The sequence below is a fragment of the Sphingomonas sp. genome (assembly GCF_036387595.1).
GTDB lineage: Bacteria > Pseudomonadota > Alphaproteobacteria > Sphingomonadales > Sphingomonadaceae > Sphingomonas.
Genome location: NZ_DASVTL010000030.1, coordinates 1 through 16,590, shown reverse-complemented (window position 1 = coordinate 16,590; position 16,590 = coordinate 1). Strand labels below are relative to the sequence as shown.

Here is a 16,590-nt window from a genome sequence, read left to right as displayed (position 1 = left end):
CGTTAGCCTGCGCACGGAGCAAAGGGAGCAGGGATGATGTGGCGCTATCTGATCAGAGCGGTGGCGGCGTTGATGCTGGCGGGGGCCGGCATGCTGATCTTCGGCGCGCGGGCGTCGACCGAGGCGGTGCTGCCTGCGCTCCCTGCCGAGCCTGCGGCGCAAGACGACGCGGCATTGCCAGCCGCCATGCCTGAGGCGAGTCCCAGAACCCGCGAGGAGAAAAGGTTCGGCCGGTACGACAAGGACCGCGACGGCAAGGTGACGCGCGAGGAATATGTGGCGTCGCGGCGCAAGGCCTATGCGCGGTTGGACACCGACCGCGACGGCAAGCTGTCGTTCGAGGAATGGTCGGGCAAGACGCTTGCCAAGTTCGTCACCGCCGACCGCGACAAGTCCGGCGCGATGTCGGCCACCGAGTTCGCCACCACCGCGATCAAGCGCAAGGCGCGGGTGCAGGCGAAATGTCCGCCGACGGAGGCGGATAGCTAGGCGCCATCCATCCGCTCAGCGCGGTGCGGGCGCGATCGGTGTACATCTTCTTGCGATCAGCCTTTTTCGTGCGGCCGGGGATCGGCGGAAACAGGCCGAAATTAACGTTCATCGGCTGATACGTCTCGGCCTCCGCGGCGCCGGTGATGTGGTGGAGCAAGGCGCCGAGTGCGGTTTCGACCGGGGGCGGCGCCAGCGATGCGCCGCCGAGTTCGGCCGCGGCGAAGCGGCCCGCGAGCAGGCCGATCGCGGCGCTTTCGACATAGCCTTCGCAGCCGGTGATCTGGCCGGCGAAGCGGATGTTGGGGCGCGATTTCAGCCTGAGCACCGAATCAAGCAATTCGGGCGATCGGATGAAGGTGTTGCGGTGCAGCCCGCCCAGCCGCGCGAACTCGGCATGTTCGAGTCCCGGAATTGTGCGGAAGATGCGGACCTGTTCGGCGTGTTTCAGCTTCGTCTGAAAACCGACGATGTTCCACAACGTGCCCAAAGCATTGTCCTGACGAAGCTGGACCACGGCGTGCGGCCAGCGGCCGGTCTTGGGATTGTCCAGCCCGACGGGTTTCATAGGACCGTAGCGCAAGGTGTCGAAGCCGCGCTCGGCCATCACCTCCACGGGCATGCAGCCGTCGAAATAGGGGACATTCTCCCATTCGCGGAACTCGGTCTTCTCACCGTCGATCAGCGCCTGGTGGAAGGCGGCATATTGATCGGCCGTCATCGGGCAGTTGATATAATCCTTGCCACCCTTGTCCCAGCGTGCGGCGAACCAGCATGTCTCCATGTCGATGCTGTCGAAATGGACGATGGGTGCGATGGCATCGAAGAAGGCCAGCGCATCGGCCCCCGTGGCGGCGCCGATGCCGGTCGCGAGCGCAGGCGCGGTGAGGGGGCCGGTGGCGACGATCGCCGGGCCATCCGGGAGCGTGTCGATCCGCTCGCGGACGAGGGCGATGTTGGGATGCGCTTCGATCGCGGCGGTGACAGCGGCGGAAAAGCCCTCGCGATCGACCGCCAGCGCGGAACCGGCGGGAACGCGGTGACGATCGGCCTGCCGCAGGATCAGCGAACCGAGGCCGCGCATCTCCTGATGCAGCAGGCCGACCGCGTTGCTGTCCGCATCGTCCGAGCGGAAGCTGTTCGAGCAGACGAGTTCGGCGCAGTCGGTGGTGTGGTGCGCGGGGGTGGCGTCCCCTGAGCCGCGCATTTCCGACAGGCGGACCTTGTACCCCGCCTCGGCCAGCTGCCAGGCGGCCTCAGACCCGGCGAGGCCGGCGCCGATGATGTGGATGTCGGGTTGAAAGGTCACTGGAAAGTCACATCCTACAGAGGTTCACGCGGTGTTCGAACCTGGCCGGTGTCCTGGCCGCGGGCCTCGGCCCGGTGTTGGGCAATCGTCGCTCGTGGCCCAGTAAAGGAGTACAGCAGTGTAGGACAGCCTTTGAGTCGAGCCAGCGCGTGCCCGAGCGGCACGCGAGGGCGCAGACGACGCCGGTGGCGGCAAAGGTCGCGATCATCGTCACGTCTGCGGCCAACGCAGCCGAGATCGTTCCCGCAGCGAACCCGCCCGCCACAGCCCAGGCGGCCGGCAGGCGCAACCCTGCATTGCCGCAGCCGATACGCGCGAGGATCAAGGTGCCGAGCAGCGAGGGAACGATCGCCAGCAACGCACCGGCGAGCAGGACAGGCGGCGACAGCACGACTAGCATCAGCCACCCGGCGCTTCCGACGGGCACCGGGTCCGGCGAGGCGATCGTGGAAAACAGGCCAAGCGACGCCAGGAATATGGGGCCGGCGGCAAGGCAGGCGGCACCGATGCCGCGAGCGTAAGTGACGGTGTAATACATGCGGTCCTCCCCTATGGGGTGACGGCAAGCGGCGCAGGTCCGCCGCCTGCCGCCCTTGGCTCAAGCCGCCGGCTGCGTCTGGCCCTGTTCGACCAGCCATCCGTTCACCCTTCGGCCGAATTGCGCGATGGCGCCCATGTTGAAGAAGTGCATGGCGCCGAGCACGATCACGGCCAGTCCGACCTTGCTGGACAGGAAGCGGATCGCCTGCGGGATCGTGGTCGGTTCGGTGCCCAGGCTGAGCGTCAGCGTGATGAAGCCGATGTTCACCAGGTAGAAGCCGACGACGAGCAGATGGTTGGTGGAGCGTGCCAGCTCCCCATTCTGTCCGAAGCACTGCTCCAGGAAGACGATGCCGTTGGTGGACAAGGTGCGTGCGACCCAGATGGTGATGCCCAGCGTGATCGCGAGGTAGAGGGTGTACGCCAGTTCGATCATCGTCCTGCTCCTTCTGTTTCTTCGGTAAATACTGAAATCGTGGGATGTGCCGCCGTGAGACGTGGCGGGCGTTCAGCTTCTGGGCGCGCCGGGCAGAAAGCGGGCGACCTTGCCGCCCAGTTTCATCAGCGTGACCAGCGTGGGCTTCGGCAGGACGCGGACCTGATCGTACCAGGTGCCCAGCGTCTGCATGAAATCGTGCATCCTGAGGATGCGCCAGCGCAAGTGCGATGGCGCGCTCTTGTCGTGGGCGAGACGCTCCGCCAGTTCGCTCAGCAGCGCGATCGTGGGGTCGATTTCGCGGCGTTTTCGCTCGGCGGCGATGCGCATGAGCATTTCCCACAGATCGCCCTCCGCGACGAAATGGTCGCGACGATCGCCGTCGACGTGGACGCGGCGGACGATGCCATAAGCCTGCAACTCCTTAATCGCGGTGGAGACGTTGGAGCGCGCGAGGCCGAGTATCTCGACGATCCGTTCGGCATGGAGCGGGGTGTCGGAGAGATAGAGGAGCGCGTGGATCTGCGACACCGAGCGGTTCACGCCCCAATGCGTGCCCATTTCCCCCCAGTGGAGGATGAAGGCTTTCGCGTCTGGATGATCGAGCAGCGACATCGGTTCTTTCATTTCCGTAATTACAGAAATGTCTGAAGCAGGTGGATCTGTCAAGCGGGTTGTCGCGGGCGGCAGGCATCGCCACCTGCGACGCATGAAGATCTACACCATCGGGTATGAAGGGACGACCGGCGACGCCTTCGTCGCGACGCTGGCCGCAGCGGGGGTGGCGCGGGTGATCGACGTGCGCGCGCTGCCGCTATCGCGACGGCCGGGCTTTTCCAAGACGCCGCTGTCGGGCGCGTTGAAGGCGGCGGGGATCGACTATGTCCATCTGAAGGCACTGGGCACGCCGAAACGCGGGCGCGATGCGGCCAAGAAGGGCGACGTCGCGACCCTGCGCGCGGTGTATGACGGCCAGCTCGACCTGCCAGAGGCGCAAGCGGCGGCGGCGCGGATGCTCGACCTGGCTGCCGAAAAGCCCAGCGCGCTGCTGTGCTACGAGCGCGACCCCTGCCATTGTCACCGGACGCTGCTGCTGGCGGCGGTGGGGCAGGGGGTGGAGGTGGTCGATCTGTATGCGTGACCGCCACGGGGGTGCCATAAAGCGCGGCCATGGCTAGGCGCGAGGGAGCGCGCGGATGTGGTGGACGATGGTGCTTGCGGTACAAAGCGTCGCCGGGCCGCCCGATGTTCGCCCGCCTCGCCCCTCATTTCCCGCGCGCTGCGACGAAGGGGAAGCCGGTGAGGTCGTTGTGTGCGGCTCTGCCGATCAGGACGGCTTTCGATTGAAGCCGCTGGCGGACCGCTATGCGACCACGGATGCGCTGCCGCAGGCGGAAACGACGATTGTCGGCGATCTGAAGGTGAGCGCCGAATCCGAAGCTGGGCAGGCGATCGGCCACGCGCCGCCGCGTGCGATGGTCAGGTTGAAGCTGCCGTTTTGAGGGTTTGCGGGGGCGTGGCGCATTCGCGGCTGGCGCTGGCGTCGGGGCGAGTCCCCTCCCCGCAGAGCGGGGAGGATTTGCGGGTCAGGCGTCGGCGCGGGTTGGGGATTTGCGCTTCTTGGCGGGTTTGCGCTTCGGCTTGGGCTTGCTGCCGCTGAGCGCATAGAAAAGGCCGCCGGCGATCGCGGCCAGGCCGATGCCGGCCGCAATGCCCATCGCAGTGGGGACGGATATCGTCGCCGCCGCGTCCGGCGTGCGTGCGACGCGGGGGTCGCCCGGTGGCGGCGCGTCCTTCGTAGCGGCATGGGGCGCGGGGTGAAGTGGGTAGGGCGACTGGTTCCCGGCTGGGATCGGTGGTGTGTGGGTCATGCCCCGCCTAACGGGCCACCCGCCGATAGGTTTCCGCCTCACCCCGTGACCGGCAGCTTCACCTTGCCGTCGTCGTCGCGGGTCAGCGGGCTGTAGGCGATCACGGTCTCCAGCAGCAGCGGCGTGTAGAGATGCGGGAAGAGTTCGCCCGCGCGCGCTTCCTCCCATTTCAGCGAAGGGCCGAACGCGGCGAGATCGACCGCGACGACGTGTAGGTCGCTCTGCGCGGCAAAGTGCTTCTCCACCGTGGCGGTCAGTTGCGCCGCGGTGGAGAGGTGGATGTAGCCATCCGCCAGGTCCACCGGCGCACCCGTGAAGGTGCCGTCGCGTTCCAGCGCCGCCATCTGTTCGCCGGTCAGCACCTTGTAGGCGGTGGTGTCGGGAACGTCGGGCATCAATCGTCCTCCGGATCTTCGTCGACCCGCTCGTCCAGCGTCTGCGGGCCGGTGCCGTCGCCGACGATCAGTTCGTCGCCGGTCGCGGGCGCGGCGCCGAGATCGTCTGCGATCATCGCCTCCGCCTCGTTCTCCGGGGCTTCCTCCTCGTCCAGGCGGGCCGCGGAGACGACGTGCTCGTTCTCCGACACGTCGAACAGCCGCACGCCCAGCGTGTTGCGTCCGGTGACGCGGGTGTCGCCGATGGACATGCGGATGAGCTTGGCCTGATCGGTGACCAGCATCAGTTGCTGCCCGGAATGCGCGGCGAAGCTGGCGACGACCGCGCCGTTGCGCCCCGACGAGACGATGTTCGTGATGCCCTGACCACCGCGATTGGTGCGGCGATATTCGAAGGCGGACGTGCGCTTGCCATAGCCGTTCGCGGTAACGGTGAGGATGAACTCCTCCGCCGCTTCGAATTCGGCCATGCGATCGGCCGCCAGCGTCACGTCGCGTTCGCCTTCCTTCCAGGGGGCGGCGCGCAGATAGGCCTCGCGTTCCTCGGTGGTGGTCGCGAAGCCGCCGAGGATCGACAGCGAGATGACGGCATCGTCCTTGGCCAGGCTGATGCCGCGCACGCCGGTCGAGGTGCGGCTCTGGAATTCGCGGACGTCGGTGGCGGCGAAGCGGATCGCCTTGCCGGCGCGGGTGGCGAGCAGGACGTCGTCCGCCTCGGTCAGCAGCGCGACGCCGATCAGACGGTCGCTGGTCTCTTCCCCTTCGCCCTCCTCTTCGGTGCCGAAGCGCATTGCGATCTTGCCCGCGCGCGGGATGTTCGTGAACGCATCCATGCTGTTGCGCCGCACCGTGCCGTTCGCGGTGGCGAACATCACGTGCAGGTCGCCCCAGCGGCTCTCGTCCTCGGGCAGCGGCAGGACGGTGGAGATCGTCTCGCCGGGGCCAAGGGGGAGCAGGTTGACCATCGGCCGGCCGCGGGTGGCGGGGCCGCCCTCGGGCAGCCGCCACACCTTCATGCGATAGACCTTGCCGTGGGTCGAGAAGAAGAGGACCGGGGTGTGCGTCGAGGTGACGAACAGGCTGGTGACCGCATCCTCGTCCTTGGTCGCCATGCCCGACCGCCCCTTGCCGCCGCGGCGCTGCGCGCGGAAGGCGTCGAGCGGGGTGCGCTTGATGTAGCCCTGCACCGTCACGGTGACGACCATGTCCTCACGCTCGATCAGGTCTTCGTCGTCGATGCCGTCGGCGGCCGCTGCGATCTCCGAGCGGCGCGGGGTGGCGAAGGCGTCGCGCACCGCGATCAGCTCGCCGCGCATCACCTCGTAAAGCTTGGCGCGGTTGGCGAGGATTTCGAGCAGCTCGGCGATCGAATCGGCCAGCCCCTTCAGCTCGTCGCCGATCTCGTCGCGGCCGAGTGCGGTCAGGCGGTGGAGGCGCAGGTCGAGGATCGCACGGACCTGGACCTCGGACAGGCGATAGACGTCGCCGGTGACCTCGACCTCGACCGCCTCGACCAGGCGGATATAGGCGGCGATCTCCGCGATCGGCCATTCGCGCGCGATCAGCCTGGCGCGCGCCTCCGCCGGGCTGGACGATCCGCGGATGATGCGGACGACCTCGTCCAGATTGGTGACCGCGATGACCAGGCCGAGCAATATGTGCGCGCGGTCGCGCGCCTTCGCCAGTTCGAACTTCGATCGCCGGGTGATGACGATCTCGCGGAACTGGACGAACGCCTGGATGATGTCGCGCAGGTTGAGCAGTTCGGGGCGGCCGCCGCGGATCGCCAGCATGTTGGCGGGGAAGCTCGATTGCGCGGGCGTGTGGCGCCACAATTGGTTCAGCACGACCTCGACGGTCGCGTCGCGCTTCAGCTCGATGACGATGCGCACGCCCTGGCGGTTCGATTCGTCGCGGATGTCGGAAATGCCCTCGATCCGCTTGTCCTTGGCGGCCTCGGCGATCTTTTCGACCAGCGCGTTCTTGCCCTGCTGGAACGGGATTTCGGTCAGGATGATCGACTGTTTGTCGCCGCGCGCGGTCTCGACGACGTGGCGCGAGCGGACGATGATCGAGCCGCGCCCGGTCTCATAGGCCGAACGCGCACCGGCACGGCCCAGGATGATGCCGCCGTTGGGGAAATCGGGACCGGGGACGATCTCGAACAATTCGGCGACGGTGATCGCGCCATTGTCCATGTACGCGAGGCAGGCGTTGACGACCTCGCCGAGATTGTGCGGCGGGATGTTGGTCGCCATGCCGACCGCGATGCCGCCGGCGCCGTTGACCAGCAGGTTCGGGAATTGCGCCGGCAAGACGGTCGGCTCGCGTTCGGAGCCGTCGTAATTGGGGGCGAAATCGACGGTATCCTTGTCGAGATCGTCGAGCAGGCTGTTGGCGACCTTTGCCAGGCGTGCCTCGGTATAGCGCATCGCGGCGGGCGGATCGGGGTCCATCGAGCCGAAATTGCCCTGGCCGTCGATCAGCGGCACCCGCATCGACCAGTCCTGCGCCATCCGCGCCAAAGCGTCATAGATCGCGCTGTCGCCGTGGGGGTGGTATTTACCCATCACGTCGCCGACGATGCGCGCGGATTTGCGATAGGGGCGCCCGGCGACGAAGCCGCTCTCCGCGGCCGAATAGAGGATGCGGCGGTGGACGGGCTTCAGGCCGTCGCGGACGTCGGGCAGAGCGCGCGAGACGATGACCGACATCGCGTAATCGAGGTAGCTCGCCTTCATCTCGTCGACGATCGAGATGGTCGATATCGGGGAAGGGTCGGCGAGGAGGGTCTCGTCGGTCAAGTCGCGGTGCTTTCGGGTTCGTTACGGTTCGCAGCGTCTAGGCGATCGACGCGCCAAAGTCACGCTTTCGGTCCCTCTCCCGATGGGAGAGGGAGGGTCTCGCGCCGAAGGCGTGGGAGGGTGAGGGCGACCCCCGGCACGCGACCGCCCTCACCCTTCCGCAGCCTGCGGCTGCTCCCTCCCTCTCCCGAGGGGAGAGGGAATTAAGGGGCGACTTCGGCGCCGTCCCAGGCGAAGATGCGGCCGCTCTGCGGCGGCTTCAGCGCGTCGAGCACGTCGAGCAGCTGCACCGCGGCGCGGCCCGCGTCGAACAGGCCGCCGGGCTGGACATTGCCCTGGAACGGCTTCGACAGCGCGGTGTCGACGGTGCCGGGATGGAGCGCGACGACGATGCCGCGATCGTTGCGGCGCTTGTCCTCGATCGCGATCGTGCGGACGAACTGGTTGAGTGCCGCCTTGGACGCGCGATAGCCGTACCAGCCGCCCTGCCGATTGTCGGCGATGCTGCCGACGCGCGCGGACAAAGCGGCGAAGACGATGCGGTCCTTGCGCGGCATCAGCGGCAGCACATGCCTGGCGACGAGCGCAGGCCCGATCGCGTTGACCGCGAAGTTGCGCGCGAGCCACGCGGGGTCGAGTTCGCGCAGCGCCCTCTCGGGGCCGCGTTCGCCGTCATGGAGCAGCCCGGTGGCAACGATCACCAGGGTCGGCGGCGGACCAGCGGCAATGTGCGCCGCGGCGGCGGCGATCGTGGCTTCGTCCTCCAGGTCGATGTGGAATTCGCCCGCGAAGGATCGCGCAAATCCGATTACAGGTGTACCTTCGTCGGCGATTGCGGTGGCCAGTGCCGCGCCGATGCCGCCGGATGCCCCGATCACCACTGCGGTCATGCGCGCACGAACCGCCAGCGGTCGGCGTCGCTCGCGTCCGCATCGAAGGCGTAGCCGTCGCTGTCGAAGCCGCGCAGAGCGTCGATTTGGTCGACGCGGTGCTCCACCATCCAGCGTGCCATCATGCCGCGCGCCTTCTTGGCGTGGAAGCTGACGAAGCGTTGTTGCGCGCCTTCACGGAAGTCGACCGCGATCACCTGCAACGCCGCGGGCAGGCGCCCGTCAACCGCCGCCCAATATTCCTGGCTCGCCAGATTGAGGATCGTGCCCGATCCTTCGGCTTCAACGTCGTTCGCGAGCAGTTCGGCTATCCGGCCGCCCCACCAATCGGTCAACTTCGTGCGCCGCGGCGCCCAGCGGGTGCCCATCTCCAGCCGGTACGGACGCATGGCATCGAGCGGACGAAGCAGGCCGTAGAGGCCCGACAGCATGCGGACGTGATCCTGCGCATAATCGATCGCCTCGGGCGTCAGCGTATAGGCGTGCAGCCCGGTATAGACGTCCCCCGCGAACGCGAACATCGCGGCGCGCGCCTGCGCATCTGCGAAGTCGCGGAAGCGATCCGCGTTCAGCTTGGCAAGCGCAGGGCTGATCGTCATCAGCGCGGAAAGTTTCTTCTGGGTCAGATTTGCCGCCGCGGCGGCCAGTGTCGCCGCTTCGTCGGCGAAGCGAGGCGTCGTCGGGGTCAATTCGGGAAGGACGCTCTCGTAATCGAGCGTCTTGGCGGGGGAAAGGACGGCGATCATCGCGACCGGCGTTAGCCGCGCAACCTTGCGCGTTCAATCGACGTTCAGTGCGCGAGCGTCATGGCGCGTCCCTTGAAGGCGGCGTCCACCGCCGGTAGATGGTCACGGATTCAGGGCGTGCGCCCTGCACGAGGAGAATTTCCGCATGAAAACCAGCATGAAAACGCTATCCCGGCTGGCGTTTGCTGCCGTTCTCGCCAGCGGGCTCGGGACCACCGCGCTCGTCGCCCCCGCCGTTGCGCAGAAGAAGGGCAAGGCACCCGCCGGCCCGACGCTGACGCCCGCGGTCCAGAAGGCCGCTGCCGAAGCGCAGAAGGCGATGCAGGCGGGCGACATGGCGACCGCGGAGACGCAACTCGTCGCGACGGAAGCCGCGGCCGCACCGTCGACCAACGAATATGACAAGTACGTAGCGGCGGCGCTGCGCTACGATTTCGAGACGTCCAAGATGCGCACGGCGCTGACCGCCAACCCCAATGCGCCGATCGACCAGACCGTGCTGATGAAGCCGCTGGAGGTGCTGATCGCCAATCCGCTGACCCCCGCCGAGGCGCGCCCGCAATATCTTTTCCGGCGCGGCACGCTGGCGTTCAACGCGCGTCAGTTCCCGCAGGCTGTGCAATATTACGAGCAGGCGCGCACCGCGGGCTACAAGGATCCCGAACTCGACCTGCAGATCGCCAAGGCCAAGCTGGAGGGGCCTGACGTCAAGGGCGGGCTGGCCGATCTGAATGGCGCGATCGAGCGGCAGGTCGCTGCCGGGCAGAAGCCGCCCGAATCCTTCTACCGCTATGGCATCCAACGCGCCAACGCCGCCAAGATGGGGCCGGAAACGCTGGTGTGGCTCAAGAAGTGGATTGCGGCCTATCCTACGGCCAAGAACTGGCGTGACGTGATCTTCGTCTATGGTCTCCAGCCAGGTTCGATCGCCAAGCTCGACAACCAGCAGCAGATCGACCTCTTTCGCCTGCTGCGCGCGTCGAAGTCGCTGGCGGATCAGTATGACTATCGCGAATATGCGCAGAAGGTTTACGACCGCGGTCTTCCCGCCGAGGCACAGACCGTGCTGGCGGAGGGTTTCGCCTCGGGCAAGCTGACCGGCAATGGCGATGCCAAGAGCCTGCAGACGGCGGCAGCCAATGCGCAGCGCAACGAATCGCCGCTGGGCACGCTGGCGACGCAGGCCAAGGCGTCCGCCAACGGCAAGCTCGCCTCGCAGACCGGCGACGCCTATCTGGGGCAGGACAAATATGCCGAGGCAGCGGCGCTGTACCGCGTCGCCTTGCAGAAGGGCGGGGTGAATGCCGACGAGGTGAACACCCGCCTGGGCATCGCGCTGGCGCGATCGGGCGACAAGGCTGGCGCGCAGGCTGCCTTCGGTGCAGTGTCCGCAGGGCCGCGCGCCGACATCGCGGCGCTCTGGACGACATGGCTGACGACGCCTAGCGCCTGAGGCTTATTGGTCGACACGGGTACGAGGAGGGGGCGGCAGCGATGCCGCCCTTTTTCGTCGAGGCGGCCGCATCGTACATGGGCTGCCATTACGCGGCCCGAAGGCGGCATTTCCTCGGAACCGTCCTCAGGAATCGCTCACAGGTATCCCGGATATCGCCTTGGCGGTGCGGATCGTCAGCGACGTCTTCACGCTCGCGACGTTCGGTGCCGGCGTAAGATGCGTGGTAAGAATGTCCTGGAACCCCTTGAGATCACTTGCGACGATCTTGAGGATGAAGTCGATTTCACCATTGAGCATGTGACATTCGCGAACCTCAGGGATTGCCGCGACATAAGTTTCGAATGCGGACAGATCGTGTTCGGCCTGGCTCTTGAGGCTGACCATCGCGAAGACGGTGATGGGAAACCCCAGCGTGGCCGCGTCCAGTTCTGCGTGATAGCCGCGGATCGCGCCCAATTCCTCCAACGCGCGGACGCGCCGAAGACACGGCGGTGCGGTCAGGCCGACGCGTTCTGCCAGGTCGACGTTGGTCATGCGGCCATCGTCCTGGAGAAGCGACAGGATCTGGCGGTCTATGCGGTCGAGGGCCACGGGACTTCCCTTGCAGACTTTGCGATACGATTATTCGGATTGCGACTGACGATAAGATAATTGCGGGCAAACGCAATTGTCCCACAATGCGACGTGCCGTTTTCGATGGTTCCGCAGCGGACTCGGCTGGGTTAAGGATTCCTTACTACGCAGCACGGTGCGGCGCGACGAACGAGACGAGGAACCAGCGTGCGCTTCGACGACAGCCTGAAGACAGTGCTATCGGGAGAAACCGCATCGGGCGTCGGCGCGCAATCGGCGTGGCGTCAGCTGGTCGATCTGATCGGGCGGGGCCGCGTTCCGGCTGAGGAACCCGCGATCGCGCGTCTGCGGATATTGCGCCAGGCAGTGCCCGATGCGGTTCGCGCCGCAACCGCGCGCGCGCTCGCCTTCGCCTCGCCACCCGCCGCGCTGGTCGGTCTGTTCGGCGAGGATGCGCTGGAGATCGCTGCACCGGTGCTACGCACGGCGACGCTGGATGGGGACGAATGGGCGGCGATACTGCCCCGACTGTCGCCTGCGGGCCGATCGGTTCTGCGCCATCGCCGTGACCTTCCCGACACTGCCAAGCGCGCTCTTGAGGCGTTCGGTGCGACGGATTTCGTGCTGGATCATGCGACGCCCGCGGTGGACGATGCTGTGCCGGCCGAGCCGGTTGTCTCGATCGCGCCGCCGGCGACGCCGTTGGGCGAAACACCGTTCGTGACGCTGGGCAAGGTTGCACTGGGCCTCCCGGTGGTCGCCGAAGCGCTGCGCCGGGTTGAGGTGCCGGCCAACGATCCGCCGCGGTTCGAGATCTCCGATCTCGTGGCGCGGATCGACGCGTTCAATCGGGAGCGCGAGCGTCCCCAGGCTGCCCCATCGTATGCGCCGCCGCCCAACGTGGAGGACGGCTTTCGCTTCGAAACCGACGGGGCCGGCATCATTGGCTGGGTCGATGGGGTCGTGGGGACTCCGCTCGTCGGATTGTGCCTGGCCCATGCCGCGTTGCAGGGGGAGGCGCAGGTCGATGGCGTGGTCGCCGGCGCCTATCGCCGCCGGTCGCCCTTCCGCGATGCACGCCTCGTGGTGGGTGGCACGTCGGACGCATCGGGCGCCTGGCGGCTTTCGGGCATGCCCGCCTTCGACCCAGCCAGCGGCCGCTTTCTCGGCTACCGTGGCACGGCACGGCGTCCGCGCGCCGATGAAAGCGCGACGCCGCGGCGGTCGCACGAAGCCGCGGACTCGTTGCGCCAATTGGTCCACGAACTACGTACCCCCACGAATGCGATCGCCGGCTTCGCCGAACTGATCGAAACCGAACTGCTGGGCGCCGTCCGTGACCCCTACCGCGGGTATGCCGCAGCGATTCGCGGCCAGGCGACGGCGCTGATCCAGGCGATCGACGACCTCGACACCGCGGCGCGGATCGAGGGCGGCGCACTCGACCTGCGCCCCAGCATCGTTCCCTTGCGCGATCTGGTGAGCGGCGTGGTAGCCGATCTGCAACCGCTTGCGGCGCTGCGCGGGGCCGTTCTGATGCTTCATCCCGACGGCGCGTCGCCCGACGTCGATGCCGACGACCGTGCGCTGGAGCGACTGGCGGCGCGCCTGCTGGCCGCGCTGGTCGGGGTCGCGGGGCGGGGGGAGATCGTGGGCGTCGCCATTCATGCAGGCGAGGGAGCGGGGTTGGTCATCGACCGTCCGGTCGCGCTTGCCGGGAGGGGCGACGAGGCTCTGCTGTCGATCGACGCCGATCGCGAGGCCGACGATGGCGAGCCGCTGCTCGGCACAGGCTTCGCGCTTCGCCTTGCGAGCAATCTGGCGGTCGAACTCGGCGGCAGCCTGACCATTGAGCCGGCATGCTTGACTTTGCGACTGCGAGCGGCGGTAGATCGGGACATGGGGCAGGCCTCGATCAACTGACGTGACCTTAAGCGTACATCCGTATCGCGTCGCGGCGGCGCGCGACGACGAGCGCGTCGCCTGGCCTGCGTCGTTCGGCACGCGCTTCATTGTTTTCGTCGATGTCGAGGAGGAGTTCGACTGGCAGCGCCCGCGCGCGCGCGAGAACCGTGCGACGACCGCGATGGCGGCCTTCGCGGACGCGCATCTCCGCTTTGCCAACGAAGGCGTGGGCTTGGCCTGCATGGTCGACCACCCGGTCGCCACCGATCCGCGGTCGATCGACATCCTGCGCCGTGTCGTCGAAGATGACCGGTCCGAGATCGGCGCCCAGCTCCATGCCTGGGTCACGCCACCGTTCGATGAGGCACTCAGCGCGGTCAACAGCTATCCGGGCAACCTGCCGCCGGTGTTGGAAGCCGCCAAGATCGCCACCCTGACGGCGGCGCTCACCCAGGCGTTCGAGCGCGCGCCGCGTGCCTATCGCGCCGGGCGCTATGGCATCGGCCCGGCAACGCTCTCGCTGCTCGCCGAACGCGGCTATCTGATGGATACGTCGATACGCGCGCGCTACGATTATAGCGCGGATGGCGGCCCGGATTTTCGTGGGGTGGGCAATGCACCCTTCCGCCGGGACGGCATGATCGAACTGCCTCTGACGACGGTGTACACCGGTGCGATGCGGCGAGCGGGTGCCGGCTTATATGCCGCCGCGGGGGTGGTGCCGCATGCGCGCGGTGTTCTGGCGCGCAGCGGACTGCTATCGCGTGTGGCACTGACGCCCGAGGATATGCCGATCACCGATGCGCGCGAGGCGGTAACGGTCGCAGCGGGAGAGGGCGAGCGCTTGCTCGTCTTCTCATTCCATTCGCCGTCGCTGGCGCCAGGACACACGCCTTACGTCCGCGATGCCGCCGACCTGGCGATTTTCCACAACTGGTGGCGGGCGATGTTCGCGCATCTGCGCGGTTTGGGCATTACGTCGGTGTCGCTCGAGGAAATACTCGCCGCAGCGGGCTGATCGGTCAGAACGAGTTCCAGTCGTCGTCGGGGCGCGAAAGTGCGCTGACGGCGGCAGCCGGGAGCGGCTTGATCGGTGCATTGTAGCTGTTCACGTCTCCGGCCGCGAACTGGCGACTGCCACCGCGCGACGCCGGCCGCGACGCTCGCAACGTAGCGGCACGCTTCGGGCGAGCGTTGCCGTGGCCGCCTTGGTCGACGGTGAACCGTCCGGCCTGATCGGCAAGCGCGTCGACTTCGCTCGACAGGTTGCGGGCAGCCGCCGAGGTTTCCTCGACCATCGCCGCATTCTGTTGCGTCGATTGGTCCATCGTGCCGATCGCGATCGAGATTTCGGTGATCGCCGATGCCTGGGCCTGGTAATCGGTGGCCATCGTCGCCAGCAGCTCGTGCACCTGCCCGACGTCGCCCGAGATATCGGCGAGTGCGGTGTCCACCTTCTGCACCGACTGAACGGCGATCACGACCTCGCTCTGGGTGACGGTCAGCTGATCGCGCGCGCGCTTGGCTTCTTCCTCAGCGCGCATCGCTAGGGCCGAGACGAGATCGGCGACGACGGCGAAGCCGCGTCCAGCTTCACCCGCCCGGCCAGCCTCGACCGCGGCGTTCATCGCGAGTACGCGTGTCTGGAACGCGATCTTGTCGAGACCCTCGATAACGGTGTCGATGCCCTTAGCGCTCTCAGACACCCGACCCATCGCCTGCACCGCCTCGTCGACGACCGCGCGGCCACCGCCGACGGTCGCAATCGCCTGGTCGGCACGCTCGACGGTGCGCGTGGCTGCCACCGCGCTCGCCTTGAGGCGGCCGTCCATCTGCGTGACCGACGCGGCGGTCTCCTCCAGCGAAGCAGCGTTGCTCTCGGTGCGGCGTGCCAGGTCTTCGGAAGCCTGGGCGATCTCGCCCGAGCCGGTGCGGATGCTGGCCGCGCTTTCGCGGACGGACGCGATCAGTTCGCGCAACTTGCACAACGCCTCGTTGAAATTGGTCTTCAGCGAGGCGTACTCGCCGGTGAAATCGGCTTCGATCTGTGTCGTCAGATTGCCTTCCGCCAGCTCCGACAGATGGGTCGCCACGGTGGAGACGACCATCTGCTGATCGGCATCGGCCTTGGCCTTGGCCGCATCGGCGGCCTGCTTGGCGACGCCGTTCTCCCGGAACACCAGCACCGCTTTGGCCATCGCGCCGATTTCGTCGCGGCGCTGGAGACCGGGGATTTCGGCTTCGAACCGGTTGCCCGCGATCTCGGCCATGCAGTTGCGCATGCTGACCAGCGGGCGGCAGATCAGCCGCACTGCAAAGATGCTCGCCAGGACGCCCAATACCGTCATGATGGCGGTGACGATGAGCATGCGCCGCTCGATTGCGGCATTCTGCGCGAACATGTCGCTTGCCGGAATGCCGACGAAAAGCACGCCGACGACTTTGCCCGCGCTGTTCTTGATCGGGTCGTAAGCGGTGAAATACGGCTTGCCCAGGATATCGGCATTGCCCCGGAACGGCATCCCCTTGCCAAGGACTGTGTCGTACGCCTCGCCCGCCTTCAGTGGCGTGCCGACCGCGCGCGCGCCGCTTTCGGTCGTGACGTTGGTAGCGACGCGCATATCGCCCCGGAAGATCGTTGCCGCACCGCCCACCAGCGCCTTGATCTTGTCGACCATGGCCTCGTTGCCGTTCAACAGCATGTTGCCCGCGTACATTCGATCGCCATCGACGCGAAAGTCGGTGCCAGCCGCGCGGAGCACGTGCCAGGCGACGCGGATATTGGTTTCCTGCATCTCCTGCCCGTGCTTGGCGGTGTTGGCCTCAAGCAGGCTGCGCGTGCTGACAAAGGTTGCGGCCGAAAGCGTGAAAAGCAGGACCGCCACCATGATGGCGATCATGGCGGAAAGGCCGATCCGGTCCTGCCACTTCATCTTTCCCTGCATCGCCCGTTCCTTGGTCACACCTGCTGTCGGCGGACGTTCTGCGTATTATAGGACGATTGGCCTCCGGTCGGACCGGTTAACATAAGATAGTCTTAGTGTCTGTTCCAAAAAGAGGTGAGTGATTTCAGCGGGTTGTGATTCTGTCGAATTGCTGAAGTTCGATGTAGGATCACCTGTGACCTGGACCGAAACCACTCGTCGCCGATATGAGCGTCGTTGTCCGCGTTACGC

Annotated in this window: 17 protein-coding genes; 6 read left to right on the top strand and 11 right to left on the bottom strand. The window is 66.8% G+C overall.

The window, feature by feature from the left end; all coding sequences use genetic code 11:
- Window positions 1–33 precede the first annotated feature (33 nt).
- The gene (locus tag VF643_RS02320) at window positions 34–489 is read left to right on the top strand and encodes an EF-hand domain-containing protein (protein WP_331041753.1); all 456 of its coding nucleotides are present in this window, start codon (window positions 34–36) and stop codon (window positions 487–489) included.
- Here the strand turns inward: VF643_RS02320 and trmFO are convergent.
- The 4 genes from trmFO to VF643_RS02300 form a co-directional block, all read right to left on the bottom strand.
- Entirely contained in the window at window positions 434–1,798 is a 1,365-nt protein-coding gene (gene trmFO, locus VF643_RS02315) for a methylenetetrahydrofolate--tRNA-(uracil(54)-C(5))-methyltransferase (FADH(2)-oxidizing) TrmFO (RefSeq protein ID WP_331041752.1), read from the bottom strand. The genes VF643_RS02320 and trmFO overlap by 56 nt on opposite strands.
- 7 nt (window positions 1,799–1,805) lie before the next feature.
- Window positions 1,806–2,336, bottom strand: coding sequence for a hypothetical protein (locus VF643_RS02310; RefSeq protein WP_331041751.1), 531 nt, complete (start codon window positions 2,334–2,336; stop codon window positions 1,806–1,808).
- Between the two features lie 60 nt (window positions 2,337–2,396).
- Window positions 2,397–2,774, bottom strand: a complete 378-nt coding sequence (locus VF643_RS02305) for a hypothetical protein (protein ID WP_331041750.1) — start codon at window positions 2,772–2,774, stop codon at window positions 2,397–2,399.
- A 72-nt stretch (window positions 2,775–2,846) separates the two neighbouring features.
- The gene (locus VF643_RS02300) at window positions 2,847–3,389 is read right to left on the bottom strand and encodes a GbsR/MarR family transcriptional regulator (RefSeq protein WP_331041749.1); all 543 of its coding nucleotides are present in this window, start codon (window positions 3,387–3,389) and stop codon (window positions 2,847–2,849) included.
- A 94-nt stretch (window positions 3,390–3,483) separates the two neighbouring features.
- On the opposite strand from VF643_RS02300, the gene VF643_RS02295 reads away from it, so the two are divergent.
- On the top strand, window positions 3,484–3,915 hold the full coding sequence (locus VF643_RS02295; protein WP_331041748.1) for a DUF488 domain-containing protein: 432 nt from the start codon (window positions 3,484–3,486) through the stop codon (window positions 3,913–3,915).
- Between the two features lie 55 nt (window positions 3,916–3,970).
- A complete protein-coding gene (locus VF643_RS02290; protein WP_331041747.1) occupies window positions 3,971–4,276 on the top strand; it encodes a 5'-nucleotidase in 306 nt (101 codons plus the stop codon).
- Between the two features lie 84 nt (window positions 4,277–4,360).
- Here VF643_RS02290 and VF643_RS02285 read toward each other — a convergent pair whose 3' ends face one another.
- The 5 genes from VF643_RS02285 to yaaA all read right to left on the bottom strand — a co-directional run bounded on the left by VF643_RS02285 (window position 4,361) and on the right by yaaA (window position 9,480).
- Window positions 4,361–4,645: a hypothetical protein gene (locus tag VF643_RS02285; protein ID WP_331041746.1), complete on the bottom strand. Its 285-nt coding sequence runs from the start codon at window positions 4,643–4,645 to the stop codon at window positions 4,361–4,363.
- Between the two features lie 38 nt (window positions 4,646–4,683).
- On the bottom strand, window positions 4,684–5,040 hold the full coding sequence (locus VF643_RS02280; protein ID WP_331041745.1) for a DUF952 domain-containing protein: 357 nt from the start codon (window positions 5,038–5,040) through the stop codon (window positions 4,684–4,686).
- Window positions 5,040–7,844, bottom strand: a complete 2,805-nt coding sequence (gene gyrA / locus VF643_RS02275; RefSeq protein ID WP_331041744.1) for a DNA gyrase subunit A — start codon at window positions 7,842–7,844, stop codon at window positions 5,040–5,042. Before gyrA ends, VF643_RS02280 begins: the two co-directional genes overlap by 1 nt.
- 203 nt (window positions 7,845–8,047) lie before the next feature.
- Window positions 8,048–8,734, bottom strand: a complete 687-nt coding sequence (locus VF643_RS02270; RefSeq protein WP_331041743.1) for an SDR family NAD(P)-dependent oxidoreductase — start codon at window positions 8,732–8,734, stop codon at window positions 8,048–8,050.
- A complete protein-coding gene (gene yaaA, locus VF643_RS02265) occupies window positions 8,731–9,480 on the bottom strand; it encodes a peroxide stress protein YaaA (RefSeq protein WP_331041742.1) in 750 nt (249 codons plus the stop codon). Before yaaA ends, VF643_RS02270 begins: the two co-directional genes overlap by 4 nt.
- 157 nt (window positions 9,481–9,637) lie before the next feature.
- Between yaaA and VF643_RS02260 the strand changes: the two genes are divergently transcribed.
- Window positions 9,638–10,933, top strand: coding sequence for a hypothetical protein (locus VF643_RS02260; protein WP_331041741.1), 1,296 nt, complete (start codon window positions 9,638–9,640; stop codon window positions 10,931–10,933).
- A gap of 126 nt (window positions 10,934–11,059) precedes the next feature.
- Here the strand turns inward: VF643_RS02260 and VF643_RS02255 are convergent, their stop codons facing one another.
- On the bottom strand, window positions 11,060–11,527 hold the full coding sequence (locus tag VF643_RS02255; protein ID WP_331041740.1) for an Lrp/AsnC family transcriptional regulator: 468 nt from the start codon (window positions 11,525–11,527) through the stop codon (window positions 11,060–11,062).
- A gap of 189 nt (window positions 11,528–11,716) precedes the next feature.
- Here VF643_RS02255 and VF643_RS02250 point away from each other — a divergent pair, with 189 nt between their 5' ends.
- Together VF643_RS02250 and VF643_RS02245 are read left to right on the top strand one after the other, a co-directional pair.
- The gene (locus VF643_RS02250; RefSeq protein ID WP_331041739.1) at window positions 11,717–13,432 is read left to right on the top strand and encodes a sensor histidine kinase; all 1,716 of its coding nucleotides are present in this window, start codon (window positions 11,717–11,719) and stop codon (window positions 13,430–13,432) included.
- Window position 13,433: 1 nt separating this feature from the next.
- Window positions 13,434–14,432, top strand: coding sequence for a polysaccharide deacetylase family protein (locus VF643_RS02245; RefSeq protein WP_331041738.1), 999 nt, complete (start codon window positions 13,434–13,436; stop codon window positions 14,430–14,432).
- Window positions 14,433–14,436: 4 nt separating this feature from the next.
- Here the strand turns inward: VF643_RS02245 and VF643_RS02240 are convergent, their stop codons facing one another.
- Window positions 14,437–16,359, bottom strand: a complete 1,923-nt coding sequence (locus tag VF643_RS02240) for a methyl-accepting chemotaxis protein (RefSeq protein ID WP_331041737.1) — start codon at window positions 16,357–16,359, stop codon at window positions 14,437–14,439.
- Window positions 16,360–16,590: the final 231 nt, after the last annotated feature.